Here is a 26,256-nt window from a genome sequence, read left to right as displayed (position 1 = left end):
TAAAGGAGCGGATGACATGACCGCGATAGTGCGAATCGATGACGAAGTCGTGGACGTTTCCGAGTTCATTCGTCTTCTGAAACTGACCGGCCAGTTCGATAGCCTGATCGAGCAGATCGTGCGCGACAAGCTCACGGTGCATGCGGCCAAGAAGCAGGGCATTGCCGTTACTGCCGACGACATCCAGCAGCGCGCCGATCAGTTCCGCCGCGTGCGCGGCTTGCATCGCGCGACGGATATGAATCAGTACCTCGATGCGCTCGGCGTGAGTCTCGACGAGTTCGAGGCCTTCATTACGGACGGGCTGTATCAGGAGAAGATGCTCGACGTGGTCGGCAACGAGGCGGCGATCAAGGATTACTTTGCGCTGAATTCGCCGAAGTTCGACGCGATCGAGGTGAGCCATATCGTGCTCGACAGCGAAGGCAAGGCGAAGGAAATGATCTCGTACCTGCACGACGATCCCGACAGTTTCGCCGACATGGCGCGCGAGCATTCGATTGCGGATACGCGCGAAGCCGGCGGCGTGATCGGCAAAGTGTTGCGCGGATCGTTGAAGCCGGACATCGAGGCGAAGATTTTCAACGCGGCGGTGGGCGACTTGCTTGGGCCATTTCCGTCGGCGGATCGCTCGTGCTTCGAGATTTTTGCCGTGACGGCGAAATATCCGGCGATGCTCGACGCGGATGTCGCCTCTGAAGTGAGACGTCTGCTGCGCGAGAGCTGGCTGATTGCGCGCTCGCAGGAACATGTGATCGAAGCACGCTAGCCGAACCGAGGTCCGCAAGCCCATGGATGCACCCCAGACCGCGCCCTCCGCTGCCGAGTTTCTCACCTCGGTGGAAATTCTCTCGCCGTTTTCGCGCGACGAGATCGAGCGTCTTGCCGAATATGCGCAGGCACGCTTCTATTCGTTCGGCGAAACGGTGTGCTCGGCGGGTGAGACGGCAGACGGTCTTTACGTGGTTCGCTCAGGCTCGGTACGTATCTTCACCGAGGAGCATGGCAAGGAAACCAGCATGGGCGTGCGCAAAACCGGCGAGATTTTCGCCGACATTGCGATGTTGCGCGCGTACGTGCATGAGGCGTCGGTGCGGGCGTCGGCGAAGACCGAACTGCTGTTCATTCCTCGTGCCGCGATCGAGCCGGTGATCGCCGGCAATCAGGCCGCGTTGGCGTTTATCGCGAGCTATGTAGCGATCAGTTCGGCCGGCGGTTTCGTCGCTCAGTTGTTCGATCTGCGCGGCAAGCTCAACAAGGCGGAACTCGAAGAATATGTGCGCAGCGTCGGCGTGAAGCGGGTGGCCGAGGGCAAGGAAATTCTCAAGCAGGATGGGCGCGACGATCGGCGGCTCTATGTGGTGCGGCAAGGCGGCGTGCGCATTGTCCGTCACGAGGAAGGCCACGACTACACGCTTGCGACCTTAGGCGAAGGCGAAATCTTCGGCGAAAAAGCGTGTTTGATGCGGCAGGAGCAAATGGCGTCGGTGGTGGCGACGACCGACACGCGGCTGCTGGTGATCCCGGAGCGAACCGTCCATTTCATTCTGGAACGCAATCCGAAGCTGCGCGAAGTCCTGGATGAGCGGATTCGTTACGGCGACCGCGAATTGCAGCGGCAAAAGCGCCTGGAGCAGCGGCGCAAACTGCCTTTGATGCTCGACCTGCAGACCAAACCCGAGTTCGGCGAAAAGGTCATCAAGCGCTTTGCGCTGGTCGAACAGGCCGAAGAAATGGATTGCGGCGCCGCGTGTCTCGCCATGGTCTGCCGCCACTACAGCATTCCGATGACGCTCGGCAAACTGCGTGAACTCGCCAACGTCACGACACAAGGCGCCACGCTCGACAGTCTTGCGCGCGCGGGCGAATCGCTCGGCTTCACCGCACGCGGCGTGCAATGCACATTCGATTCATTGCGCGGTTTCGATCTGCCCTTCATCGTGCATTGGGAGGGCTACCACTATGTAGTGGTGTACGGGCTCTCGAAGGACTACGTGTGGGTCGCCGATCCGGCACTCGGCTTCCGGAAAATGACGGTCGAGGATTTCGAACGCGGCTGGAGCGGCACGTGTCTGCTCTTTACCGGCGGACCGAATCTCATGCAGATGTCCGCCGCGCGTTCGCCGTGGATACGCTTTGTCGGCTACCTCAGGCCGTACAAGAAGATTCTCGGTCACCTGTTCCTTGCCACGTTCGTGATTCAGGTACTCGGCGTGATTCCGCCGCTGATCATCCAGAACATTCTCGACGGCGTGATCGTGCATCAGAACGTCAGCCTGCTGCATCTGCTGATCGGCGGCCTGATTATCGCCAATGTGTTTTCGCAATTGATGTCGACGATTCGCGCGTATCTGGCGAATTTCATGGTGCGCAACATGGACTTCGCGATGATGTCGCAGTTCTTCAAGCACACCATGTCGCTGCCGTTCTCGTTTTTCGCCAAGCGGAAGACCGGCGACATCTTCGCGCGTTTTCAGGAGAACCAGACGATCCGCGCCTTCCTCACCGAATCCACGGTGACCACCGCGTTGAATCTGCTGATGGTGTTCATCTACTTCACGATCATGTTCGTCTACAACGTGAAGATGACGCTGGTATTGATCGCGTTCGTGATACCCATCATGGCGTTGACCGCGCTAGCCACGCCGAAGATCAAGAACTATGCGCGTGAGGTATTCACGGCCTCGACCGAGTCGAAGTCGTTTCTGATGGAAGCGCTCGCCGGTGTCGAGACTATCAAGGGTATGGGTATCGAACGACCGGTGCGCTTGCGCTGGGAGAAGAAGTACGCGAAGGCGCTCGAAGTGCAATACCGGGCGCACGCCTTCAACATTCTCATTGGGCTCGGCAGCCAGTTGCTGAACGCGGCGACGACGATCGCCATCCTTTGGGTCGGCGCAAATCTGGTGCTGGCGCGCGAAATGACCATTGGTCAGTTGATTGCGTTCAATGCGTTCATGGGCAGCGTGCTGGGTCCGCTGATGGGACTGGTCGGCTTATGGAGCATGTTGAACGACGCTGGCGTGGCGATGGAACGCCTCGGCGATGTGCTCGATATCGAGCCGGAGCAGAAGCCGCAGGATTTGCCTTCGCGCGTGATGCTGCCGGAACTGCAAGGCGAAATCAGTTTTAGCGGCGTCTACTTCCGCTACGGCGAGGACGACTCGGCGTACGTACTGGAAAATATCAGCTTCGACATCAAGCCCGGTGAACTGGTGGCGATTGTGGGTCGCAGCGGTTCCGGCAAGACGACGCTCGCCAAGCTGCTGGTCGGCTTTTACGCGCCGACCGAGGGCAAGATGACCATCGACGGCTACGACCTCGGCGTGGTCGACAAAGCCTATTACCGCGCGCAGATCGGCTATGTGATGCAGAGCAATCTGCTGTTTTCCGGCACGATTGCCGAAAACATTGCCAGCGGTGACGACGCGCCCGAACGGCGCCGCATCGAGGAGGTCGCGAAAATGGCCGACGCGCACGCGTTCATCAGCAAGATGCCGCTCGGCTACGAGCAGATTGTCGGCGAACGCGGCATTGGCTTATCCGGTGGGCAGATCCAGCGGCTGTGCATCGCGCGGGCGCTGTATCACGATCCGCGTCTGCTGGTTTTCGACGAGGCGACCTCGGCGCTGGACTCGCAATCGGAAAGCAATATCCTCGGCAATATGCATGACATTCTGAAGGGCCGAACGGCGGTGATCATTGCGCATCGGCTCAGCACCATCATGCGTGCGGACAAGATTCTGGTGCTGTATGAAGGGGCGATTGTCGAACAGGGCCGTCACGATGAACTGATCCAGCGCGGCGGCATGTACTACCAGTTGGTCCAGAAACAGTTGAGTGCGTGATGAAGATACTCGACCAGGTAGAAGAGCTCAGCCCGGCGATTTCATACGCGGGTTTGATCGAACGCATCGAGATTTTGCGCTCGACGCTGCGTTGGTCATCCCGGCTCGAGCGCGCCGACATCGACAAGCTGCTCCGGCAAGCCACCTCGTTGCGCGACGAAGTCATGCAACTTTCGCACAAGGAGCGCTTCGTACAGGCCGCAACGGCCGCTGAGCCCGCTGCGGCTGCGGATCAATCGCGTGGTGCGCGCAGAAAGGCATTGATCGAGCGCAGCTTCATTTTCGAAGGGACGTTCGGTGACAATCCGCGTTTGCTTGAATCGCTCGAAATCGCCGAGAAGGCGGCGCCGACCGATTTGCCGGTGTTGATCGACGGCGAAAGCGGCACCGGTAAGGAGCTGATGGCGAAGGTGATTCACGCGAATGGTTCGCGCTCGGACAAGCCCTTTATCTCCGTGAATTGCGGTGCGATTCCGGACAATCTGCTGGAGTCGGAATTGTTCGGTCATCGCAAGGGCGCGTTCACGGGAGCCTCGAACGACCGCAAAGGCAAATTCGAAAGCGCGCATACCGGCACGATCTTTCTCGACGAAATCGGCGAGTTGCCGCTGGCCGGCCAGGTGAAGCTGCTGCGCGTACTGGAAGCGCACGAGATTCAGCGCGTGGGCTCCGATGAAACGATTGCTGTCGATACACGCATCGTCGCCGCGACCAATCGCAATCTGCGGCAACTCAGCGAAGAGGGCAAGTTCCGCGAGGACCTGTTCTACCGTCTCAGCGTAATTCATGTCACGTTGCCGCCGCTGCGCGAGAGGCGCGATGAGATACCGCTGCTGATTGCCTGGTTCGGCGATGAAGCCGCCGGAACGCTAAAACGCAGGCCGGTCAGATTGACGCCGCGGCTTCGGGACTTTCTGCTGAACTATGCGTACCCGGGCAATATTCGTGAGCTGCGCAACGTGATGTATCGCGTGTCGTGTCTGGCCGGCGACATGGCGGATGTCGATCATCTGCCGGTGGACATGCGGCCGGCCGCGCCCGGGTCAGCCGCGGCTGTGTCCAATGTAGTCACTGCGACGGGACAGGAGCCGATCAGCGTGGCGAATCTGATGTCGCTGAGCGACGCGAAGCGCGCCGCGAGCGACGACGCGGAAAAAGCCTTCCTGGAGCGTGGCTTGCGCGAAGTGAGCGGCACCGTTGCGGAGCTGGCGCGGCGCATCGATATGAACCGCTCGCATCTGCAAATGCTTCTGAAGAAGCATGGCCTGCATTCGAAGGATTTTCGCAATCGCAATGCACCGCCCACGAACAGAAACGGCGCTGACGAGCACGATGAGGAAGACAGCGATAGTTGAGGCTGGATGCTTCGACGGCTTTCGGGCGTGCCTGATCAGAGCCTCTCGAGAACTTCAAGAAAGAGCAATATGCCGATGAAGAAGCCAATCCATCTTACCGTGGTCATGAGGCTGGTGAGCCTGACAGCCAGTGAGTTCACGGCGTCCGCGACAGGATTCGCCATTAAGTCATCAGCGCGGCCGCCGCTCGTCGTTGCGCTACGCAATTGAGCAGTTGCGAGGTCGATACGAAGGTGGGTGACGTAGCCAACTGCGATTTCCGGACATTCAATTGCGCCGTCGCTTTTGTTGGGCCTGAGAAAAAGGTCCGGCTCGCGCCGAGGGTTAGCCATAGCACTTTCGGCCGTGTAGAGGTGTCGCAGCGCCAGTCCCAACTCGACTGCGCCAAACCGGCCGTCAGACGTCGCCTTCGAAAGCGCATGTATACAGGCTTCGGGAATGTGGCAGGCGAGCCACCACTGATCGGGTTCGCCGGTCTCTGCGTCGGCCCGATTGACACCGAGACGAGCAGTACCGAGCGGCACGTCGGCAAACGAAGTACCGAGTTCGTCCTCCAACTCGCGCAGACCTAAGCGGTCAGCCTTGCTGACGTCGCGGGCCTCGAAGGACACCTCAACGGCGAGCATCGCGTGTTCAGCGTCGCCGATGATCGACAGCTCCTGGCCATCGAGATGTGCCACTCCGTGCAGCGACGTGGAAAGTGTTGGCTGTTTGTCTGCGTCCAGAGGCTCTGCGAGCTGTTGCGCCACATGGAGCTGTTCCAACCGCAACCACATTGACCTGGCCGGGAAATACGTCCGCTTCTCGCCATCCAACCCGACATGTTCGAGGGCGTGATCCTTCCGCTCGATCAATTCCGTCGCGACGTTTTTTTCCAAAAACTCCATGGCGCGCCCCACTCGTGATTGCGTCAAGCCCTTGAGCGATCAAGGCCAAGGGCGTGGGTGTTGTCCGCCTGAACGCGTGGACAAGGCGCCGACGGTTGCGTATTGCAATGCAGTACGCTCACGGGAGGGATACTACCCATCCGAATGTTGGGTGGATATTAGGAAGAACACACATAAATTGCAATTTCTTTCCAACTGTGTGTTCAAGGCGCGGGGTTCAGCAGGGTTTTGTCTGACGCATACGGATCTTCAGCCTGCACCACCACGGCGGTGACATTGTCACGTCCACCGTGCGCAATGGCCAGTTCGACCAGTTCATCGGACGCGCGCTCGCATGCCACCGAGGTCAGCACCGCCAGTATTTCCGCATCGCTGACTTCGTTGCTGAGCCCATCGCTGCAAAGCAGGAAAACGTCGCCGTCCGCGACTTCGATTGCATCGTCGTCGAGTTCGAGCACGTCCGTGGCGCCCACCGCGCGCGTGATCATGTGCTGCGCCGGGTGATGGCGCGCTTCTTCGTCGGTAATCACGCCGAGCGATTTGAGTTCTTCCACCTGACTATGATCGCGCGTGAGTTGCCGCAATTGCCCTTCGCGATACAGATAGAGACGACTGTCGCCGGCCCATAGGTAACCGCAGAAGCGGTCGCACGCGAGCAGCACGATGACGGTGCTGCCGATCCGTTGCACCTGGCGGCGCGCGGCTTCGTCTCTCAGTTGGCGGTTGGCCTTTTGCAGCCGTGCTCGCGCGTCGGCGATGCAGGTTTTCATCGCGAGCGGCGGCGCGAGCCGGCTCAGCGAATCGATCACCACGCGGCTCGCCAGATCGCCGACCGCGTGCCCGCCCATGCCATCGGCGACGGCCCAGCGTCCGGGTTCGGGCTGGGCGAGGCAGGCATCTTCGTTGATTTCACGGACGCGTCCGGCGTCGGACCGCGCGGACGACGTCCATCGAAATTGGCTCGGACAGGTCACAAGGGTTACACCGTATCGTTTCTGCTGCGTGCGTCCGGGGAGACGTTGATGTTCGAGTTCGCACCGGTGTTGCGTACGTCAACCGACTGGAACGTGTTGATCATCTGGTTAGCATAGAAGTTGTTCGAGATGTCGTACAGGTTCACGACGGGACCGATGCTCGGCGTTTCCCGCACATAGGGCTGAATCCAGCCGTACACCCACGGCGCACCGCCGCCGCCGCGGATCGCCGTCATTGCTTTACGGTCGAGCGCGAGGTTCAGCGAGAGGTCGTTTACTGTGATGGAAGCCATATCGTTCTCCGGTTGGCCGCGTGCGTCGGGCGCGCGGTTGAAAAGGAATTGAACGTGATGGTGCAAGTGCTGTGCCAGTTTGCGGCTCGAGCGGGCGCTTTCTCGTAACGCATTGATTGGTGGGCGATTCCGCGCACGTGGGCAGGCAGCGCCTGTTCGTGCAGAGCTGGAGAGGTCGGGATGCAGCCAACATCCGGGCACTCACACCGGTGCAGGACCCAACACATTGGCCGGACTCCCGGCCCCTGGCGAACCGACTCGCTGTGGCTCAACCTACGCTCCAAATGATCGACGTCTGCCAACAGATCGGCTTGATTTGTGTCGGATCTCAACGGACATCTGCCGCACTCAGAATGCCTCCCAATTCCTGTCAGCCCTTTAAATAAAGGCTTTTCCCGACATGGCCCGGATGATGCAAAAGATCTCGCAACAGTGTTGGATATTGAAGCGAGACCAGCCATGAACACGAACCACCTCCCGACGAGCAGCGAAGACCAAGACGAACGCTGCAATGAAACGTCGACCATCGACCTGCCGATCGGCGCGCATCTCGTGACGCAACGGCGCGGCTACGAACATCACGGCATTTATGTCGGCAATGGCCGCGTGGTTCATTACGCGGGTTTTGCGAGCTCGGCGCATCGCGGTCCGGTGGAAGAAGTGGAATTGACCAGCTTCGCCGCCGGTCATCCGTTGACGATCCGCCCGACCCCGAGCGCCCGTTACGTCGGCGATGAAGCCGTGCGCCGCGCGCGCTCCCGCCTCGGCGAAAACCATTACCGCCTGCTGACGAATAACTGCGAGCACTTCTGCGCATGGTGCCTGCTTGGCGAAAGCCGCAGCGAACAGGTGCATTGCTGCTTGACGCATCCCCGTGCCGGCGTGCTCACGCTGGTGTGTCTGGTGAAGGCGTTTGTCGAACGTACCGCGAAGAATGGTCAGGTTGCCGCCCAACTCGCCTGAGCGAGCGGTAACGAGCAGGAACGAGTTCAGCAATTCAGGGATTCAAGGATCGAGGAGAGCATCATGGTTGCCGCAGAAAAGACCTTGCACTGGGCCGTCGATAAATGGCTTGCGCCGACCCCGTCGATGCCCGCACGTGTCGTTCAGTTTTGCCACCGCGCGTCGCAGCATCAGCGTTACGTTTGTGTAGAAGCTCTGCGGCCGAGCGGTTTGTTGTCGATCTTCTTCTTCCGTCATGACGACGGCTCGTGGAACGTGTTCCCGCCGCAAGCCGAGCGGCCCGCCATGAACGGCCATCGACGCACGGCAGTTTGCTAGCTTTGTGTGTGCGAGGCCGCTTCCTTGACGATCCACTGACTGAACAGCAGCATCGCCGACGTCATCGGTTTGCCTTTCAACCACGTCAGCCAATAGCTGCCGGCGTGAACTTCCACCTCGAAAGGCCGCACCAGCCGGCCCGTGTTGATCTCGTGATCGAACATCAGCGCCGGCGCCAGCGCGATACCCGCACCCTGCATCGCCGCTTCCACCATGAGCCGCGATGAATCGAACACCGGGCCGCGAATCGGCCGCGGCGGGATGCCGGCGGCCGTGAACCAGCTCATCCAGTCGTCGACGCGATAGGAGCGCAGCAAAGTTTCATTGGCGAGATCCGTTGGCACGGACAGACGCCTGGCGATCTCGGGCGCACACAGAATCGCGAGCGGTGCGTCGAGCAGCCGGGTGGCGAGCGAGCCTGGCCAGGTGCCGTCGCCGAAACGGATCGCGAAGTCGAGGCCTTCGGTGGCGAGATCGACCAGATTGTTGTTCGTCAGCAGCCGCAGCTCGACAAACGGATGCGCGTCGCGAAACGACTTGAGCCGCGACATCAGCCAGCCCACCGCGAAAGTGCCCACCACGCCGACCGTCAACACCTCGTGGAAGTGGCCGCCGTCGAACTGTTTGAGCACGGCTTCGATGCGATCGAACGCATCCGTGAGGACAGGGCGCAGCGCGAGGCCTTCGTCGGTCATGGCCAGTCCGCGGGGCAGACGTTTGAAGAGCGCCGTGCCAAGCCGCTCCTCCAGCGTTCTGACCTGCTGGCTCACGGCCGCCTGGGTGACGTTCAATTCGAGCGCGGCGCGCGTGAAGCTCAGATGCCGCGCGGACGATTCGAAGGCGCGCAGCGCATTCAACGGGAGATACGGTCTCATGGCGGAGGCATAAGATTTTCTAGGGGTTAGGCTAACTTATCATCGTTTGCCAGCGGGTGCCGAAAAACCGATAGTTGCGGCTTCACATAAGGAGCGGCGATGATCACAAGACGGAAATTCGCGGGCGCGATGCTCGGTGTTTCGATAGCTGGGGTTGCGGTTGGCAGCGGCGGCGCGTTCGGGAAAGCGGTGAAGGCGGGCACGGCAAAGCAGGGCGGCAGCGTGGCCAAGGCGGACGCCATTCGTCAACGGCTCGCGCAGATCGAAGCGGAAAGCGGCGGCCGGCTCGGCGTGTCGATCGTCGACACGACCTCCGGATTGCACGCCGGTTTGCGGACGGACGAGCGGTTTCCGATGTGCAGCACGTTCAAACTGCTCGCGGCGAGTTTCGTGCTGACGCGCGTGGATCACGGACAAGAAGACCTGGAACGGCGCATCGTGTTTTCCAAAAGCGATCTTGTGCCGTACTCGCCCGCCACCAGCCAGCACACCCGTGAGCGCACCAGCGAAGCGGGGATGAGCGTCGCCGACTTGTGCAAGGCGGCCATTACGCTCAGCGATAACACAGCGGCTAATCTGCTGCTGGCGAGCTTTGGCGGCCCCGCGGCTTTGACCGCGTTCGCGCGCAGTATCGGCGACGGCATCACGCGCCTGGACCGCAATGAGCCGACGCTGAACGAAGCGACGCCCGGCGATCCACGCGACACCACCACGCCCAATGCCATGCTCGGCAATCTGCGCGAGCTGCTGCTGGGCGAGCGTTTGTCTTCGTCGTCGCGTGCGCAATTGCTGGCCTGGCTCGCCGCCAATCAGACTGGTGGCGAACGGATTCGCGCGAAGCTGCCGAAGGATTGGGGCGTCGGCGATAAAACGGGTACGGGCGATCACGGCACGGCAAATGACGTCGCGATTCTGTGGCCGCCGGGACGCGGGCCGATTCTCGTGACCGTTTACCTGACCGAAACGAGTGGAGATGCGGCGCGCTGCAATGCGGCGATTGCTGACGTCGGCGCGTTGATCGCGGCGTCGGTTTGATGGTGTGAGCGTTCGTTCAGGTAAGCCGTCGCGTGGCCAACCGCACAGGATCTGCGCATTTGGCAAGCGACGGATTTTCGCTTACAATTTTTTCCGCCCAAGGGCCACGATAAATACCTGACTAGCAACAGACGGTCGGCTATCCGTGGACTTGGGCGTTTTCATTTCTAGGCGCGTGCGATACGCGAGTCAGCCGGAATTCGAGCGATAGGCTGAGGAGCAACCGTAGCCGGAATCAACTTCCCTTGCACCAGCAACCCAAGCGTCTTCACCACGAAAATTCCAATCACCACGTTCGCCGCGATGAACAAAACCGGCGCGAGCCATTCGAGCGGACCCGTTGCGCCTCGTTCGACCATGCGGATCGCCATCGTCGGCAATGCGGCTACACCGAAGCTGAACGCCCAGTATCCCGGCACGAATGCTTGCTGGCGAATCCACGGCAGCAGACGCAACAGCAGCAACGCCTGGTAGAGCCCATAGCCGAGCAGCATCAGCGCGACCAGATCAGGCGTGCCACTGCTTAAGCTCAGATACGTCACACCGCCCACCACCGGCGGCGCGAGCTGAATGCCGAGGATCGGACGCAGTGCTTCGGGCAGCGCTTCATGCACGGCGGCGCGGTGCAGAATCATCGATTCGATCGCGAGCCAGGACAGCACGCCGGCGCCGAAGAACAGCCCGCCCAACTGATGAAAACCGAAGGCAGCCGCCGCCGTGCCCGCGACAAAACTCGACGCGACGGTCGGCAGATAAATGGCCGGCGTGATCAGTTCAGGCTTGCGCCCACCCTGCCAGAGCCGTCCATGCAGGTACACGCCGAGCACCAATTGGGCGACCACGGCCACGCCGAACAGTGCAAGCGCAACCGAATGCGCATAAGGCTGCAAGAGCTGCGCGGCCAGCAAACTCGAAACCGGCCCGAGCGCCGCAAACGACGATTGCACCGGATGCTGCATTTCCGCGCGAGCCTCGGCTGCATGCGTCAGCCACTTATGCCCGTATGCGAGCAGAACGACGAGCCACACCACAAGCGCTGCGACGCTGAACACGTCTCCAGCGATTGTGGGCAAATGCCACACCCTGATCGCCACACGCCACAAGTTGGCGAACGCCAGCGCGCCCACCGCGATGCCGAAGAAAGAAACTGGAATCGTGCCACGATTGCTGTTCATCTCTGATCCTCCGAAGCGTTGCGACGCGCTCCGATGTTCCGGCGTTGCGCGTTCGATAACGTACTCTAGAGGGCGGTGGCAAAACGCTGAATGCCGGGACGGCTCAACAAATGGCGCGATCGTCTCAACGTGCATTCACAGCGCGTGCTTTGCCCCAGTTGCGGCACGTTCCGTCGGGTTTCGCCGTCCAGCCGCTGATTTCCGGCTGTTTCGGCCCCGAAGAATCACTGCCTGATATGACAGCCCCGCGTCATGGCGTAAAATTTCCACTTCGATATGATGTAACGTCATTTACGCTAACTCATGCCAACGCCTGCGGACAAATCAAACTCAAAGGAAAGCGAGGGCGTTGCCGTCATCGATCGTGCTTGCGCGATTCTGTTCGCCTTCAGGCCGGACGACGTCGCGCTCACGCTCGCCGAACTCGCGGCGCGCACGGGGCTCTACAAGAGCACGCTGTTGCGGCTTGCGGGCTCGCTGATCCAGCACCGCCTACTGCTTCGTCTGGATGACGGCCGCTATCAACTCGGCTCCGCGACCTTCATGCTCGGCGCGCTGTATCAGCGCAGCCTGAACGTCGGCGACATTCTGGTGCCGCTGATGCGCGAACTTGCGGAAACGAGCGGCGAAAGCGTCTCCTTCTATGTGCGCGACGAGGCGGTGCGTGTGTGCTTGCATCGTGTGGATTCGACGCATGCGGTGCGATTTCACGTGCGCGAAGGTGACGTGCTGCCGCTGGAAAGCGGCTCGGGCGGTCTTGCATTGCTGGCGTTCGGCGGCATGCCGGGCGAGCCGTACGAGAAAATTCGCGAGGACTTCTACTGTGTGTCGATCGGCGAGCGTGATCGGGAGACGGCGGGGGTTTCGATGCCGGTATTCGGTGTGCGCCAGAGTTTGCGTGGCGTGCTGACGCTTGCAGGCCCGAGTTCGCGCATCGATCAGGCGTTCCTCGAGAGCAATCTCGGCGCGCTGTTCGATTGCGCCGCAGGCGCAACGGATGCATTAGGCGGCGACTCGCGCGCAATGCGCAACGCGCAGCGGCGCGCGGCCGAAGTTCAGGACAGGTGACGCTCGGGCTTGCCCGTGTACGTGTAGCTCATCTGGCGCGGCATCGGGCCTTTGTTGCGCTCGTTGCGTCCGCGTTGCTCCCAGGCATGCGACAGAATGCCGACCGCGCGTGACAGACAGAACACGCCGCGCGCCAGCTCCGGCGCAAAGCCGAGTTCCGCGTAGATCACGGCCGTTGCGCCGTCGATATTCATCGGCACGGGTTTGTTCTTGCGCTGCTTGAGCAAGGCTTCAATGCCGCGCGCGATAGCGGCGTATCGTCCGCTGATGCTTTGCTGTTCGACGCTGTCGTCCACGAGCGAAAGAAGCCGGATTGCGCGTGGATCGACCGGATGAAAGCGGTGCCCGAAGCCAGGCAAATACTTGCCGTGTTCGACGGTAAAAGCATCGACACCTTGCTCGACGGCTTCTTCCAACGTGGCACCTGCTTGCACGCGTTCGGCAATCGAGTCGTACAGTTCGACCGCCTGTTGACCGGCGCCGCCGTGCACATCATCCAGCGCATTGATCGCGGAGGCCATCGCGCCGTTCAACGGCAAACCGCAACTGGTCGCCATCCGCGAGATTGCAATCGACGGTGCATGCGGACCATGATCGACCGACGCCACCAACGCCGCTTCGAACAACCGCGCTTGTGCGGCATCAGGCAATTCGCCGCGCAGCATCAGCCAGATCATCTGCGGAAAGCTGACGTTGCCGATCAACTCCTGAATCGGGAAACCGCGCACCTTGATCGAGCCGGGATGGATATCGATGATCGAGGTGCTCCAGTACTCGGCGGCGAGCTTGGCGGCGTCGAATGCTTGCGTCATGTTCAGATGACTCCTTCGGAGCGTAGGTGGTCGATTTGTGCGTCGTCGTAACCGAGCGAGGCGAGATGCTCACGCGTGTGGGCGGATAGAACCGGTGCGGGCGTGGTCGGCGCCGTGTCGGCATCGGATAGCCTAAAACCCGCACGAGTGACGCGTTGCCGCTCAGTGGTGTCGTCGCCGGCAAATTCGCGGATGAACTCGCGCGATGCCAGATGCGGATGCGCGAGAATCTCCGGCACCGACATCACGCGTCCGGCCGGCACGCCTGCTTCGAAGAATTTCGCTTCCCAGTTTGTGGCGTTGTCGCTTGCAAGCGCCGCTTCGATTTCGGCTTTCAATGTCGCGCGATTCGCTTTGCGTGCGTTGCGCTCGGAAAAGCGCGCGTCGTCGAGCAGATCGGCGCGGCCGATCAGATGGCAGAGGCTCGCGAACTGCTTGTTCTCGTTCGCGGCGATATTGAGGGGGCCGTCGCCGGTTTTGAAGGTGCCCGAAGGTGCCGCGGTGAAATTCTCGTTACCCATCGGGGCGGGCGTGACACCGGCGTTCAGGTAGTTCGACACGACCCAGCCCATCGTCGCCAGCGTGGCTTCCAGCATCGAGACGTCGAGCATGCGGCCGTGTCCGCTCGCGCGGGCATCGACCAACGCGGCGCAGATGCCGAATGCCGCCGTGAGACCGCCCACGGTATCCGACACCGGATAGCCGACGCGCAACGGTGCGCTGTCGGCATCGCCGGTCACGCTCATCACACCCGAGATGCCCTGAATGATCTGGTCGTAGGCGGGGCGTTTCGAAAACTCGCCGTCCATGCCGAAGCCGGAGATCGCGCAATACACGAGCTTGGGATTCACTTCACGCAGGGCGTCGAAATCGAGGCCGAGCCGCGTCATCACACCCGGTCGGAAGTTTTCGACCAGTACGTCTGCGGTTTTGACGAGCTCGCGCAAAATGGCCTTGCCGCGCGGGTCTTTCAGATTGAGCGTGATGGACTGCTTGCCCGCATTCACCGCGACGAACGAGGCGCCCATGTTGCGCATGGACGCTTCCTTGTCGGCGCCTAAACGCCGCGCAAGATCGCCGCCTTCGGGGTGTTCGACCTTGATCACCTCCGCGCCGAGCAGCGCGAGTTGATATGCGCAAAACGGCCCCGCCAACACATTCGATAAATCCAGTACCCGCACTCCAGCCAACGGCAGCGTCATCTTTGAAGCCTCTTGTTCAATGCGTTCAATGCGTTCAATGCGTTCAATGCGAAATTTCGTCGAGGTTGCGATTGTTGGTGCGTGGCCCGAAGATGCCGATCGCGCCCATCACCATTACCATCGACACAGTGATCAACGCGAATACGCCCGGCACCTGGAAGTGGCGCAGCGCGAAGGCGATCATGAAGCCGGAAAACATCGCGGATAACCGCGACATCGAGTAGACGAAGCCGACCGCGCGCGCCCGCAAGCGCGTGGGGAACAGTTCGGTCTGGTACGCGTGATAGCCGACGGAGAGCAGCGTGCCGCTAAGCGTGATCAGCACACCGAGCATCATCAGCATGGCAGGCGAGGTTTGCATCGCGAACAGGCTGCCGAACACGGCGATACCGAGTGCCGACAACACGATCAAGGTCTTACGTTCGATGCGGTCCGCGATCGCCATGCCGATCAGCGGTCCGAACGGATTCGAGGCCGCAATAACGAACGAGTACATCAGGCTGTGCGTGATCGTTATGCCTTTCGAAACCAGCAGGGTCGGCACCCATGACGCGAAACCGTAGAAGCCGATCGCCTGGAACAGGTTGAACACGAGCATCGTGATCGCGCGTTTGCGATACGGCGGCTGCCAGATTTCGCGGAAGGCCGCCTTGGTGGTGGCCGGCTCGACTGTCGGGACAGGCGCGGGCAATGGCTTCCCGTATTGTTTCGCGACTTTCGCTTCGATTGCCTGCAGGACCTGTTCCGCTTCGGCGGCGCGGCCTTGCTGCGCGAGCCAGCGCGGGCTTTCCGGCACGCGCCGGCGAATGGACCACACCACGACCGCGCCGAGCGCGCCGATGATCACGACCCAGCGCCAGCCGTCGACGCCGTACGGCGCTTGCGGCACCAGCCACCATGCAAGCAGAGCGACGGACGGCACAGCGGTGTACTGCACCAGATGAACGAAAGCGAACGCGCGGCCACGCAGATGTTTCGGCACGAGTTCGCTGACGTACGTGTCGATCGTCACCAGTTCGACGCCCACGCCGATGCCTGCGATCAGGCGCCACAGGTTGATGGCGGGCGCGGTGGTTTGCAGCGCCATGACCAGTGTGGCCGCGGAATACCACAGCAGGGAAACAGTAAACACGGTTCTGCGGCCATAACGGTCCGCCATGCCCGCGAAAAAGAACGTGCCGATGAAGAGCCCCGCGAACGACGCCGCCACGAAGGCGCCCAGCCCGGACACGCCGAAGAACGACGCAGTGGTAGTCGCGTAGAGCCCGCTTTTGACGAGGCCCGGGCCGACATAGGCCGTAAAAAACAGATCGTAGAACTCGAACCAGCCGCCGATCGACAGCAGGAACACCAGCATCCATACCGTGCGCGTCGCCGGCAGACGGTCGATGCGCGCGTTGATGCCGGTCGTGAGTCCCTGCGCACTGGCGCTTGAATCGGGCGACGCGCCGGGTGCGTCGATCGGCAGGCTTGCCATGGAATCCTCCTTGGAGTGTCTTTTGTCGTATCGTTCTGTCTGACGGAACGACGTTCTATTTAATGAGTGTGCCGAGGTTAGTCCGTGTGGCGTCTGCCAGGAATTCGGGGTTTTACCTAGCCGTCACCCCCCCATTCGCTGCAACATCGCGAGAAGGGCGTCGAATGAAAGCGGCTTGCGCGCGTAGGCGATGGTGGAATTCGGTTGCACGGGGATATCCGCGGCGGCGCTGCACAGGATGATCGGAATCGCGCGCAGGTTGGGGGCGTTGTACAGTGCGGCGCACAGTTGCAGCCCCGACATGACCGGCATCATGCAGTCCGACACGATGATGTCGGGCCGGGCAAGGCTGATCTGTTCAAGCGCGGCCGCCCCGTTGGACGCCGTCAGTACGGTATAGCCATGCCGTTCCAGCAACAGTCGCCAGACCGCAAGGATGTCGAATTCGTCGTCCACGACCAGAATGGTTTTCATGGGCGGCTACGTTTTTCGCCGCGGCGTCAGCGTGGCCGACAGGCCTTGCGCTGAAACCACACTGGCGCCGCTGACCAGACCTCCGCCCAGAATCTCATCGAAACCGGGGACACCTGTTTCCATGTTGGAGCGGGAGGATGTCTGAGATTCGTGGATAGTCATTGTCGATATGTCGTTCAAAGTACGGAGAAGCGACAGCTTGCAAATGAAATCAAGCGGATGCGCATCGCTCAACCTAACCGCGTCGCAATTCGCGTTCCCGCTGGTGGGCGGCGCTGCGCTGCGCGTGTTGGCATTCGACGAGGGGATCCTGCCTTGGGCCGTCTCCCGCTTGGTGAACTGCATGCGGGAGGCCGCCGGGTAGCGTGTGCAAGGGACCGGGAGGGATTGCTTGCAAGGTGGTGCAGCGCAAGCGTGGCGGCGTTTTTTTCAAATTTGCGACTTTATTGGCAACGCTCAATCGCAGCGCGATCGGCGGCGCAACCACGATCGCCGGTATCCGGCTGATGGACGCCGCCCCTTTGCTCGATCTCGGAGTAAGGCACGCGTCGTTCGCTGACTCCAGGTCCCTCGTCGCACGGCAAAGGCGCTTCGCCGTATACAATTCGGCAGCGCCTGATTTTTGCCCAATACTGCCCTGATCCCACTCATGCCGAATCCGACCCGGGCCTTTCTTCTCGGTCCGCTCCTGAAAGGCGTTTCACGCTCCTTCTACCTTACCCTGCGCGTGCTGCCCGTCGGGATGCGCGATCCGATCGGACTCGCGTACCTGCTCGCGCGCGCGGCCGATACGATTGCGGACACCTCGCTGATCTCGCCCGAGCAACGTCTTGCAATGCTGCTGTCGCTGCGCGACCAGGTCAACGGCGCCCCGAACGACGGCGCGCTGTTCCAGCGCATGGCCACTGAAGTGGCGGGCCAACAGGTCCAGTCCGATGAAAAGGTTCTGCTGGAATCGCTAGGACCCGCACTCGAGGTGCTGCTGCAACTGAGCGAGTCCGACCGCAAGGCCGTACGCGAGATCGTGTCGACGCTGACCGAGGGCATGGAATTCGACCTTCGCACGTTCCCCGACGAACGTTCCGGCCAGATCGCCGCGCTGCGCGAGTACGACGAACTCGACCGCTATACCTACCTGGTGGCGGGCTGCGTCGGCGAATTCTGGACCACGATGACCTACGCGCACATGCCCGGCACGCTGAAAGAGCGGCCCGAGACGATGGCGCGCCGGGGCGTGCGTTTCGGCAAAGCGCTGCAGATGACCAACGTGCTGCGCGATTGCGGCAAGGATTTGCGGATCGGCCGCTGCTACCTTCCGCAGACCATGCTCGATCAATATGGTTTGAGCGCGCAGGATCTCCTGCAGCCGGCAAATTCTGTTCGCGCCCGGCCTCTGATGGTGGAACTCGTGCGCAGGTCGCTCGATCATTTTCGCGAGGCGTTGGACTATACGCTCGCGATCCCCGCGTTTTCAGTGCGTTTGCGCCTCGCCTGCTTGTGGCCGATTCTGATCGGCCTGGACACGCTGCTGTTGCTGGTGGATAACGAAGCCTGGCTCGACCCGGCGAAAGTCTCCAAGGTGCGGCGCAATCAGGTGTATCAGATCATCGCCTCGTCGCTACTCCTGGTGCCTTCGAATGGGCTGGTGCGCAAGTCGGTTGAAACGCGGATCAAGCAGATTGAAGCTCGGCTTTGAGTATCTGCTTCGCTATACGAATCATTTTGCTGCGTTGCGTGCGAACCTGATTGCACCAGCAGTACCCCAACGGATAGCGTGTTGGCGTGCGGCGCGTGTGCCGTGCGTGTGCAGTGTGGGCAAGCGTACTGAATAAAAGCGCCGTGGGCCGTAGTTTGGCGGACAAACCTCTTTGTCCGATTCCAGACTCCCATGGCGCCCACCGGAAAACAGCATTGCGACACGTTGGATCTGATCCGTGCGCTGGCGGCAGGCGCGGTGTGCATCAGCCATTTGCGCAATCTGATGTTCGTCGACTACCGCGCGAATGCCGGTATCGGACTCGCGGGCAAGGCGTTCTACTTCATCAGTAACTACGGCCACACCGCGGTGATCGTTTTCTTCCTGCTGAGCGGCTATTTCGTTGGCGGCTCGGTGTTGCGGCAGGTCGAGACGGGAACATGGAGCTGGCAGCGCTATCTCACCGAACGCATGTCGCGGCTCTGGATCGTGCTGATCCCGGCCTTGCTGCTGACGCTGTTCTGGGACCGCATGGGCATCGCGCTTGCCGGTGGGCCTTTTTATCTTGGGACCGAGGGCACGTTCGATCAGCAGATCAACGTCGCCTCGCATCTTGGCCAGGCGACGCTGCTATGCAATCTCGCCTTCCTGCAGACGCTCGCGTGCGGCACGTACGGCTCGAACGGACCGCTATGGAGCCTCGCCAACGAGTTCTGGTACTACATGTGGTTTCCCGCCTGTTATGTACTGCTGCGCCGGCGCCGCGGATTGAGCGCCATCGTCGCGGGTGTGCTCGCGCTGGGTACGATGGTCGCGTTTCCGTCGCTCCTGAACGGGTTCGGATTGTGGATGCTTGGCGTCGTACTCGTGTTGCTTGAAAAGCGCTTTCCGTCGCGCAGCGCACGGACGGGTTTGCCATGGTTCACGCTCGCCAGCGGGACAGTTCTTCTTGTGGCGCTGATGCTGACGCGCATGTTCTTGTTGAGTAACGACTGGATTGTCGGTGTGCCGTGTTTCGTGTTTCTGCGTTGCATACTTTGGGAAAACGTCCGACTGCGTCCCGCGCCGCTGTCGCGTATCGCGGTTCTCTTTTCCGGATTTTCCTATTCGCTGTATCTGACGCACTTCTCGTTCATTCTGTTTGTCGCGGCGGTCGTGGTCGGGCAGCGCATCGAGTTCGACGGCCGGGGCGCGCTGGTGTTCGTGACCATGCTGGTTGTCTGCTATGTGTACGCGTTCGCGGTGTACCTGCTGTTCGAGCAGAATACGAAACGCGTGCAACGTGGCATCCGGCAGTTCCGCCTTCTACGAGCCAAGCCCGATCCAGCCACGCCGCATAGCTGAATAAGGTGGCATGATCGGTTGATTTATTCGGCATCATTGAATAGCCGCCAATCGGGAAACCCCTAGCATCCTGCATCGATGGTTCGCGTTAGTCTCTTCAAAAGAGGAGACGATTCATGAGACAAGCGTTCAATATTGCAGTGGTGTTGTTGCTTGGTTATTTGATGGCGGATAGGGCGCTGATGCGCGCGCAAGCCGGAGAGATGGGGACAATTACGTGCCACCAGGGCGCGGAACTGGTCAAGTCGAATGCGTTGAAGAAAGGCTTCGGTGACGCCGGGGCCAGCAGCCAGGGTGAAAATTTCCTGTCGAGCTGTCTCGTCACGGGGCGCGGTCAGGTAGGCGATCTGATCGCCCGGGAATAACGCAGGCAGCCTGGTACCGCTGAGGCTCAGACCAGACGTAGCAGGACATAAACAAAAAAGCGCCCAGACCGTGAAGGTCCAGGCGAAGTCATCGGGAGCCCGATGACGGAGGTATCGAATACAGAACTGGCCCGCGATCGGGGATACTCGGTCGCGGGCCAGTTCGTTTGAATCAGAGCGTGCGGCTGTGTTGCTCGCTTGGGCGGCCGATCAGGGCAAACGGCGTGGCCTCAGCGGTTCGTTCCGCCGGGAAGCTTGTTCACCGGTCTGGTTGCGAGCTGAGATGTCAGCCTGGTTGCCAGCTTAGTTGCCGAAGTAAACCGACTTCGGACCGTTCGCCTGAACCGGGTGGCCCGACTGCGACGAGCCATTCACCGCACCGCCGTAACTGCTTTCTGCGGCTTGGGCAGTGCCGTTTTGCTGGGCGACACGGGCTTGCGCAGCCTGGATGTCAGCCGGATAGTACGGGTCGGAGCGGCCCGGCTGGTAGCCGGCCTTTTCGAGTTGAATCAGTTGCGCGCGGACCTCGGCGCGGGTCACGGGCTGGTTGGACTGCGCAAACGAGGCAACAGGAGCGGCCAGCACAGCGGCGATAACAACAGCTTGAATGAGCGATTTCATGATGAACTACCTCCAGTTCGGTCTTTATCTTGCTACGAGCAGTGTTGTTCGCAGTCAGTGATTGCATTGTAGTTTTGCGATCTGACCGGAGTAATCATCGAATCAGGTAAAGTTTGTTGCGGGATTTGAGATAAAAGAAGAGTGCTTTGTTTGATGGGCCCTTGTGCGCAACGTGAAAAAAAGGGCGCCGACGGCGCCCTTTCTCCCTTTACGACCTGACGGTCAACTCAAACCGCAGCGGGCCGCCATTTCAACAGCCGCTGTTCGACCGTCGTCAACAGATAGTCGGCAGCCAGCGCGACCACGGCCAACACGATCATTGCAGCAAACACACCGCTTGCATTGAACGCGCCTTGCGCAGTGGAGATCAGCAGACCGATACCTTGCTTCGAGCCGAGGAACTCGCCCACCACCGCACCGACCAGCGCAAAGCCGAAGCTCACGTGCAAGCTGGCAAGAATCCAGCTCAACGCCGACGGAATCACCACCGAGGTCGTCACCTGACGGCGCGACGCACCGAGAATCTGCGCATTCGCGATCATGTAGCGGTCCGCTTCACGCACGCCCTGGAACGCATTGGCGAACACGACGAAGAACACCATCACCACTGCCAGCGCCACCTTCGAAGCCATCCCAAGACCGAGCGAAATCACGAAGATCGAGCCGAGCACCACGCGCGGAATCGAATTGGCGATCTTGATGTAGAGGCTGAACACATCGGAGAGCAACTTGTTGCGGCCGAGCACGATGCCGCAGAACACGCCCGCCACTGAACCGATGATGAAGCCAAGACCGGTTTCTTCCAGCGTGACCCAAACCTGGGTGAGCAGCGGGCCTTGCGATGTGCCGTTCACGAACCAGTCGATGATCTGATTGAAAATCGCGGTCGGCATCGAGAAGAAGAACGGATCGATCCACTTCAGGCGCGCGGATAGTTCCCACCCGCCGAGCACAACCACCAGCACGATAATGCGCAGCGAGATCACCAGCGCATGGCGTTGCCGGATACGTTTTTGCGCGACGCGCTCGACCTGGGCGAGCGTCACGGGATCGATGCCCGAAGGCATCGTTTGTTGAGGGGTAGTAGACATATTTGCCGTTCCTTGATTAACCGATCTGCACTTCTTCGCGCAGGTCATGCCAGATGTCGCGCGAGATTTCGATGAAACGCGGGTCGTAGCGAACTTCCGATGTGACGCGCGGACGCGGCAGATCGATTTCGTACACTTTCTTCAGCGTGGCCGGGCGTGCCGTCAGCACGAACACACGGTCGGCAAGCGCAATCGCTTCTTCCAGATCGTGTGTGACGAACACCACCGAGCCGGCGCCACCCCACAGTTGCAGCAGTTCGTCCTGCATCAGCGTGCGCGTCTGCATGTCGAGCGCCGAGAAGGGCTCGTCCATCAGCAGGATTTCCGGCTTGTTGATGAAGGTTTGCGCCAGCGCCACGCGCTTTCTCATGCCGCCGGACAGTTGATGCGGATAGTGCTTGCCGAACTTGTCGAGGCCCACGCGGCGCAGCCATTCGTTGGCTTCGTCGTACGCGGCGGATTTCGAGCGGCCCCGATACAGCGGGCCGGCCGCCACGTTGTCGATGACCGAGCGCCATGGAAACACGGCGTCGGCCTGAAACACGAAGCCGATGCGCGGATCGATGCCGTCCACCGGCGCGCCCATTACGCGCACTTCGCCGGTGGTCGGCTTCAGCAAGCCGGTGATCATGCTGAGCGTGGTCGACTTGCCGCAACCCGTCGGGCCGACAACCGCGACGAACTCGCCGCGTGCCACCGACATGCTGAAGTCGCGCAACGCGATCGTCGCTTTGCCATCCGGGGAGATGAAACGGCACGATACGTTGCGCATCTCGATGGCGGGCGTATCGCGTGACATAGGTTGATTCATCGGCTGGTGCCTCGCAGTTCTCTTGATGTTGAAAGGGGGTTGCTTCGCGGGCGTTGCTTCGAGAGCGTTATTTCGCCGCCGTCTTGACCGCTGCCGACACGTAGTCGTTGCTGTAGGTCTTGGCGAGGTCGATATGCTTACCCTTCACCGAAGGATTGAACGCCGACAGCACCTTCAGGACAGTGTCCGGGCCGTCGGCGGGCATCTTGCCGTCCTTCGTGAACATCGGCAGCGACGCCTTCAGCGCGCCGACGTACAGGTCCTTGTTGTTGCCGTAGTAGTCCTTCGGCATCTTCGCGGCGATCTCTTCCGCGCTATGCGTCGCGATGAAGTTCAGCGTCTTCGCGAATGCGTGTGAGAGCTTCGTGGCGTCGTCCTTGTGCGACTCGGCCCATGCGCGCTGCACGTAGAAGCTCGAAGCCGGGTACGTGCCGCCGAGCGCGGCGCGGGTGCCTTCCAGCGTGCGCATATCGACCAGCACCTTGGCGTCGCCGGTCTTCAGCAACTGCGAGACGGTCGGCTCGGTGGTCATGCCCGCGTCGATGCGGTTCTGCTTGATGGCGGCGATAAAGCTGTTGTCCGCGCCAACTGGCAGCAGCGTGTATTGCGTGGACGGCACGCCCGCGCGTTGCGCGAGGTATTGCGTGAGGAAGCTGGTCGACGAGCCGAGGCCGGTCACGCCCAGTGTCTTGCCCTTCACGTCCGCCATGCTCTTGAGCGTTTCGGACGCCTTGGTGGAGACCATTTCCACTTCACCCGGCACCTGGCCGAAAATCACCAGCGCCTGGACTTCCTTGCCCTTGCTCTGCAAGTCGATGGTGTGATCGTAGAAGCCCACCACGCCTTGCACCGCGCCCGCGAGCAGTTCGTTTTCCGCGTCCACGCCGGCCGGTTGCGAAAGGATTTCGACGTCGAGGCCTTCGTCCTTGAAGTAGCCGAGCTGCTCCGTGAGCTTGGCCGGCAGATAGATGATCTTGGTGGCGCCGCCGACCATGATCGTCAGCTTCTCCGCATGAGCCGCGGCCGAAGCGGCGGCAAGGGTAAACGCAACACCTGACACGGCGGCAATCTGGCGCAAGTTACGCATGAAGCAGTCTCCTGAGGTTTAGTCGCCGCCCGGTGCGGATGCGGCGCTTTCTGGATGAATGAGGGCGATTATAGAAATCTGAAACCTTCTGGTAGCTTTCGGAGCTGTGGGCAAATCATGGGTGTTAACCCGAGAATCCACCGCAATCGCGCGGCCACCCCCTGGCAAACCCCATAACGTGGGCCACAAACCACGCAAGCCGCGCGCAAAGCCCTTGTTTTACGGCACAATCGGCGTCCTGACTTTTGCCGCGCATTGAGTTGCCTATTTCGCCGTTCTCCCCATGAAGCTGCTGCTCATCGAAGACAACCCCACGCTGGCGCACTGGCTCGCGAAGATGCTGGAGCAGGAGGCGTTCGCGCTCGACGCGGTGCAGGACGGCGACGCCGCCGACCGTTTGCTGCGCACCAATCACTACGACGTGATCCTGCTCGACCTGAATCTGCCGAAGCTGTCGGGCAAGAACGTGCTGCGCCGTTTGCGCCAGCGCGGTGACGCCACGCCCGTGCTGATCCTGACGGCGAGCGGTTCGATCGACGAAAAAGTGGAACTGCTCGGTGCCGGCGCGGACGATTACCTGGTCAAGCCTTTCGAAGTACGCGAGCTGATCGCGCGCATCAAGGTGGCGATCCGCCGCCAGTCGCCCTCGAAGGCGAGCGAGGTGGTGTGCGGTGATCTCGCGTTCGACATCGACACGCGCCAGTTCACGCTGAAGGGCGCGCCGCTGAACGTGACGCCGCGCGAGCGCTCGGTGCTCGAAACGCTGATCCTGCGTTTGGGCAAGACGGTAACCAAGCCCGCGCTGGTCGACGCGATCTTCACGCTCGCGGACGAGCCGAGCGAGGATGCAGTCGAAATCTACATTTCGCGGCTGCGCAAGAAGCTCGACGGCAGTTCGGCGGCGATCGTCACGCTGCGTGGGCTGGGTTACCTGCTGCGCAAGAAAGAAGATGACCAATAGCCTGCGCATGCGCCTGCTGTGGTGGCTGCTGGTGCCACTTGCGTTATACGTGTTCGTCACCGGCAAAGCGGAATACGACAACGCGCGGCGCACGGCGGACCTGGTGCAGGACAACCAACTTATCTCATCGGCGCGGATGATCGCCGGTGAAGTGGAATGGGTGGATGGTTTTCTGCGCGTGGATGTGCCACCCGCCGCGCTTGAAGTGTTCGTGTCGCCGTATCGCGATCAGGTGTTTTACAGCGTGCGGGTCGACGATGGCCGGCTGCTGGCGGGTACGCCGGATTTTCCGCAGCGCGCGGCGCCCTCGCCCGACACGGACGATCACTACGACACTGAACTCCATGGCCAGCCCGTGCGCGCGGTCGGCCTCGTGCGCCTGATGTACGACAACGGCGCGACACGCCGCGTACGGGTGACAGTGGGCAAGACGGTGCGCTCGCGCGATGCGATGGCGCAGCAATTGTGGCAACCGCAACTTGTGCGGCAGATCGAGATGATCGTGCTGGCGGTCGCGCTGGCCTGCATCGGCCTCACCTTCGAATTGCGGCCGCTGATGAAAGTGAAGGAAGAGGTCGCCGACCGCGATCCCATGCAACTCGAACCGATTCGCGTCGAGCGCCTGCATACGGAGTTGCGGCCGATCGTCGAAGCGATCAATCAATGTATCGCGCGGCTTGGTGTACAGGTGGCCGCGCAGCGGCGTTTTATCGCCGACGCCGCGCACCAGTTGCGCACGCCGCTCACGCTGCTCGGCACGCAGTTGCAGTTCGCGCGCCAGCAGGACGGCCTGAATCCCGCGCTCGACGAGGCGCTTGCCGCGATGCACCGCAGTAATCGTTCGATGGTCGGACTCACTAACAAGCTGCTGTTGCTCGCGCAGGCCGAGGCCGCAGACAACAAGCAACTGGCGGTGGAAACGGTCGATCTGGTGCCGCTGGCGATGGAAGTGGTGGAGGATCTGGCGTTGCTCGCGCAGGCCCGGGATATCGATCTGGGTGCGGAACTGAACGGCTCCGCGCCGGTGGCAGGGCATCGCGGCCTGCTGCAGGCGTTGATCGCCAACCTCGCGGAGAACGCGATCCGCTATACCGGCAGTGGCGGCCACGTCACGGTGGCGGTCAGCGCAGAAGCCGATACGATCACCGTGGCGGTGCTGGACGACGGTCCAGGCATTCCCGCCGAGTCGCGCAGTCGAGTGTTCGAGCCGTTCTTCCGGGCGTCGACAGATACTGAGGGAACCGGGTTGGGTCTCGCCATCGTGCGCGAAATCGCGGATGCGCATCACGGGGAGATCGTGCTCAAGCCGGGCGAAGGCGGCAAAGGCGTGCACGTGACCGTCTCGTTTCCGCGCGCGCCGATGGAAGGACCTTCGCCCGTTTGAATCAAGCCCTTTAAATCGGCGGCGTTACAGGTAGTCGGGACAAACCCGCAATCGGCACAGGAAACGCGTGTTCGAAAGCTTACAGAAGGATTTGTAGCGCTAGAATTTTGGGCAGGCGATTCATCGAACGCCCACCGCGC

At 61.2% G+C, this 26,256-nt stretch carries 26 protein-coding genes; 12 read left to right on the top strand and 14 right to left on the bottom strand.

Translation table 11 applies throughout. From position 1 onward, the window contains the following. Positions 1 to 16 precede the first annotated feature (16 nt). The 3 genes from FSO04_RS22970 to FSO04_RS22960 are packed head-to-tail and all read left to right on the top strand — an operon-like array spanning position 17 to position 5,203. Positions 17 to 769, top strand: a complete 753-nt coding sequence (locus FSO04_RS22970) for a peptidylprolyl isomerase (RefSeq protein WP_154562772.1) — start codon at positions 17 to 19, stop codon at positions 767 to 769. A gap of 22 nt (positions 770 to 791) precedes the next feature. Further along, positions 792 to 3,848 (top strand): peptidase domain-containing ABC transporter, encoded by a 3,057-nt coding sequence (locus FSO04_RS22965; RefSeq protein WP_154562770.1) that lies wholly within the window; start codon positions 792 to 794, stop codon positions 3,846 to 3,848. Beyond that, positions 3,845 to 5,203: a sigma-54 interaction domain-containing protein gene (locus tag FSO04_RS22960; RefSeq protein WP_168435796.1), complete on the top strand. Its 1,359-nt coding sequence runs from the start codon at positions 3,845 to 3,847 to the stop codon at positions 5,201 to 5,203. Before FSO04_RS22965 ends, FSO04_RS22960 begins: the two co-directional genes overlap by 4 nt. 35 nt (positions 5,204 to 5,238) lie before the next feature. Here FSO04_RS22960 and FSO04_RS22955 read toward each other — a convergent pair whose 3' ends face one another. The 3 genes from FSO04_RS22955 to FSO04_RS22945 form a co-directional block, all read right to left on the bottom strand. Further along, complete coding sequence (locus tag FSO04_RS22955; RefSeq protein WP_154562766.1) at positions 5,239 to 6,090, bottom strand: hypothetical protein; 852 nt, start codon at positions 6,088 to 6,090, stop codon at positions 5,239 to 5,241. Positions 6,091 to 6,293: 203 nt separating this feature from the next. Beyond that, entirely contained in the window at positions 6,294 to 7,064 is a 771-nt protein-coding gene (locus FSO04_RS22950; RefSeq protein ID WP_168435795.1) for a PP2C family protein-serine/threonine phosphatase, read from the bottom strand. Between the two features lie 5 nt (positions 7,065 to 7,069). After that, a complete protein-coding gene (locus FSO04_RS22945; protein ID WP_154562764.1) occupies positions 7,070 to 7,357 on the bottom strand; it encodes a hypothetical protein in 288 nt (95 codons plus the stop codon). A 459-nt stretch (positions 7,358 to 7,816) separates the two neighbouring features. Here FSO04_RS22945 and FSO04_RS22940 point away from each other — a divergent pair, with 459 nt between their 5' ends. Together FSO04_RS22940 and FSO04_RS22935 are read left to right on the top strand one after the other, a co-directional pair. Beyond that, positions 7,817 to 8,320, top strand: a complete 504-nt coding sequence (locus tag FSO04_RS22940; protein WP_154562762.1) for a lecithin retinol acyltransferase family protein — start codon at positions 7,817 to 7,819, stop codon at positions 8,318 to 8,320. A 63-nt stretch (positions 8,321 to 8,383) separates the two neighbouring features. Then, positions 8,384 to 8,638: a hypothetical protein gene (locus FSO04_RS22935; protein WP_154562760.1), complete on the top strand. Its 255-nt coding sequence runs from the start codon at positions 8,384 to 8,386 to the stop codon at positions 8,636 to 8,638. Here the strand turns inward: FSO04_RS22935 and FSO04_RS22930 are convergent. Further along, complete coding sequence (locus FSO04_RS22930; RefSeq protein ID WP_154562758.1) at positions 8,635 to 9,513, bottom strand: LysR family transcriptional regulator; 879 nt, start codon at positions 9,511 to 9,513, stop codon at positions 8,635 to 8,637. The two genes, FSO04_RS22935 and FSO04_RS22930, sit on opposite strands and share 4 nt — an antisense overlap. Before the next feature lie 99 nt (positions 9,514 to 9,612). Between FSO04_RS22930 and bla the strand changes: the two genes are divergently transcribed. Continuing rightward, positions 9,613 to 10,548 carry a class A beta-lactamase gene (gene bla / locus FSO04_RS22925; RefSeq protein ID WP_154562756.1) on the top strand — a complete coding sequence of 312 codons (936 nt, stop codon included), beginning with the start codon at positions 9,613 to 9,615 and terminating at the stop codon, positions 10,546 to 10,548. A 167-nt stretch (positions 10,549 to 10,715) separates the two neighbouring features. Here bla and tehA read toward each other — a convergent pair whose 3' ends face one another. Next, entirely contained in the window at positions 10,716 to 11,723 is a 1,008-nt protein-coding gene (tehA, locus tag FSO04_RS22920; protein ID WP_154562754.1) for a dicarboxylate transporter/tellurite-resistance protein TehA, read from the bottom strand. A 303-nt stretch (positions 11,724 to 12,026) separates the two neighbouring features. Between tehA and FSO04_RS22915 the strand changes: the two genes are divergently transcribed. Beyond that, positions 12,027 to 12,791 carry an IclR family transcriptional regulator gene (locus FSO04_RS22915; RefSeq protein ID WP_154562752.1) on the top strand — a complete coding sequence of 255 codons (765 nt, stop codon included), beginning with the start codon at positions 12,027 to 12,029 and terminating at the stop codon, positions 12,789 to 12,791. Here FSO04_RS22915 and FSO04_RS22910 read toward each other — a convergent pair. The 5 genes from FSO04_RS22910 to FSO04_RS22890 all read right to left on the bottom strand — a co-directional run bounded on the left by FSO04_RS22910 (position 12,779) and on the right by FSO04_RS22890 (position 17,101). After that, positions 12,779 to 13,603: a citryl-CoA lyase gene (locus FSO04_RS22910; protein WP_154562750.1), complete on the bottom strand. Its 825-nt coding sequence runs from the start codon at positions 13,601 to 13,603 to the stop codon at positions 12,779 to 12,781. The two genes, FSO04_RS22915 and FSO04_RS22910, sit on opposite strands and share 13 nt — an antisense overlap. A 2-nt stretch (positions 13,604 to 13,605) precedes the next feature. Beyond that, positions 13,606 to 14,805: a CaiB/BaiF CoA transferase family protein gene (locus tag FSO04_RS22905; protein ID WP_154562748.1), complete on the bottom strand. Its 1,200-nt coding sequence runs from the start codon at positions 14,803 to 14,805 to the stop codon at positions 13,606 to 13,608. 43 nt (positions 14,806 to 14,848) lie between these two features. Beyond that, a complete protein-coding gene (locus FSO04_RS22900) occupies positions 14,849 to 16,282 on the bottom strand; it encodes an MFS transporter (protein ID WP_154562746.1) in 1,434 nt (477 codons plus the stop codon). Between the two features lie 123 nt (positions 16,283 to 16,405). Next, positions 16,406 to 16,756 carry a response regulator gene (locus FSO04_RS22895; RefSeq protein ID WP_154562744.1) on the bottom strand — a complete coding sequence of 117 codons (351 nt, stop codon included), beginning with the start codon at positions 16,754 to 16,756 and terminating at the stop codon, positions 16,406 to 16,408. Positions 16,757 to 16,762: 6 nt separating this feature from the next. Beyond that, positions 16,763 to 17,101 carry a hypothetical protein gene (locus FSO04_RS22890; protein WP_154562742.1) on the bottom strand — a complete coding sequence of 113 codons (339 nt, stop codon included), beginning with the start codon at positions 17,099 to 17,101 and terminating at the stop codon, positions 16,763 to 16,765. 304 nt (positions 17,102 to 17,405) lie between these two features. Here FSO04_RS22890 and FSO04_RS22885 point away from each other — a divergent pair, with 304 nt between their 5' ends. The 3 genes from FSO04_RS22885 to FSO04_RS22875 all read left to right on the top strand — a co-directional run bounded on the left by FSO04_RS22885 (position 17,406) and on the right by FSO04_RS22875 (position 20,161). Beyond that, positions 17,406 to 18,452, top strand: coding sequence for a phytoene/squalene synthase family protein (locus FSO04_RS22885; RefSeq protein ID WP_154562740.1), 1,047 nt, complete (start codon positions 17,406 to 17,408; stop codon positions 18,450 to 18,452). Between the two features lie 192 nt (positions 18,453 to 18,644). Then, the gene (locus FSO04_RS22880) at positions 18,645 to 19,796 is read left to right on the top strand and encodes an acyltransferase family protein (RefSeq protein ID WP_154562737.1); all 1,152 of its coding nucleotides are present in this window, start codon (positions 18,645 to 18,647) and stop codon (positions 19,794 to 19,796) included. A 116-nt stretch (positions 19,797 to 19,912) separates the two neighbouring features. Beyond that, positions 19,913 to 20,161 (top strand): hypothetical protein, encoded by a 249-nt coding sequence (locus FSO04_RS22875; RefSeq protein WP_054035535.1) that lies wholly within the window; start codon positions 19,913 to 19,915, stop codon positions 20,159 to 20,161. A 303-nt stretch (positions 20,162 to 20,464) separates the two neighbouring features. Here the strand turns inward: FSO04_RS22875 and FSO04_RS22870 are convergent, their stop codons facing one another. The 4 genes from FSO04_RS22870 to FSO04_RS22855 all read right to left on the bottom strand — a co-directional run bounded on the left by FSO04_RS22870 (position 20,465) and on the right by FSO04_RS22855 (position 23,771). Then, on the bottom strand, positions 20,465 to 20,782 hold the full coding sequence (locus FSO04_RS22870; RefSeq protein ID WP_154562735.1) for a DUF4148 domain-containing protein: 318 nt from the start codon (positions 20,780 to 20,782) through the stop codon (positions 20,465 to 20,467). A 227-nt stretch (positions 20,783 to 21,009) separates the two neighbouring features. After that, positions 21,010 to 21,873, bottom strand: coding sequence for an ABC transporter permease (locus tag FSO04_RS22865; protein WP_154562733.1), 864 nt, complete (start codon positions 21,871 to 21,873; stop codon positions 21,010 to 21,012). 16 nt (positions 21,874 to 21,889) lie between these two features. After that, complete coding sequence (locus FSO04_RS22860) at positions 21,890 to 22,684, bottom strand: ABC transporter ATP-binding protein (protein ID WP_097395642.1); 795 nt, start codon at positions 22,682 to 22,684, stop codon at positions 21,890 to 21,892. Positions 22,685 to 22,751: 67 nt separating this feature from the next. Continuing rightward, positions 22,752 to 23,771 carry an ABC transporter substrate-binding protein gene (locus FSO04_RS22855; protein ID WP_154562731.1) on the bottom strand — a complete coding sequence of 340 codons (1,020 nt, stop codon included), beginning with the start codon at positions 23,769 to 23,771 and terminating at the stop codon, positions 22,752 to 22,754. Between the two features lie 283 nt (positions 23,772 to 24,054). On the opposite strand from FSO04_RS22855, the gene FSO04_RS22850 reads away from it, so the two are divergent. Together FSO04_RS22850 and FSO04_RS22845 are read left to right on the top strand one after the other, a co-directional pair. Further along, entirely contained in the window at positions 24,055 to 24,732 is a 678-nt protein-coding gene (locus tag FSO04_RS22850) for a response regulator (protein ID WP_027778124.1), read from the top strand. After that, entirely contained in the window at positions 24,722 to 26,116 is a 1,395-nt protein-coding gene (locus FSO04_RS22845; protein ID WP_154562729.1) for a sensor histidine kinase, read from the top strand. Before FSO04_RS22850 ends, FSO04_RS22845 begins: the two co-directional genes overlap by 11 nt. Positions 26,117 to 26,256: the final 140 nt, after the last annotated feature.

It is taken from the genome of Paraburkholderia madseniana (assembly GCF_009690905.1).
In the GTDB taxonomy this organism is placed as follows: domain Bacteria; phylum Pseudomonadota; class Gammaproteobacteria; order Burkholderiales; family Burkholderiaceae; genus Paraburkholderia; species Paraburkholderia madseniana.
Note: the sequence above shows the minus strand (reverse complement) of the source record. Positions and strands in the feature narration are given on the sequence as shown.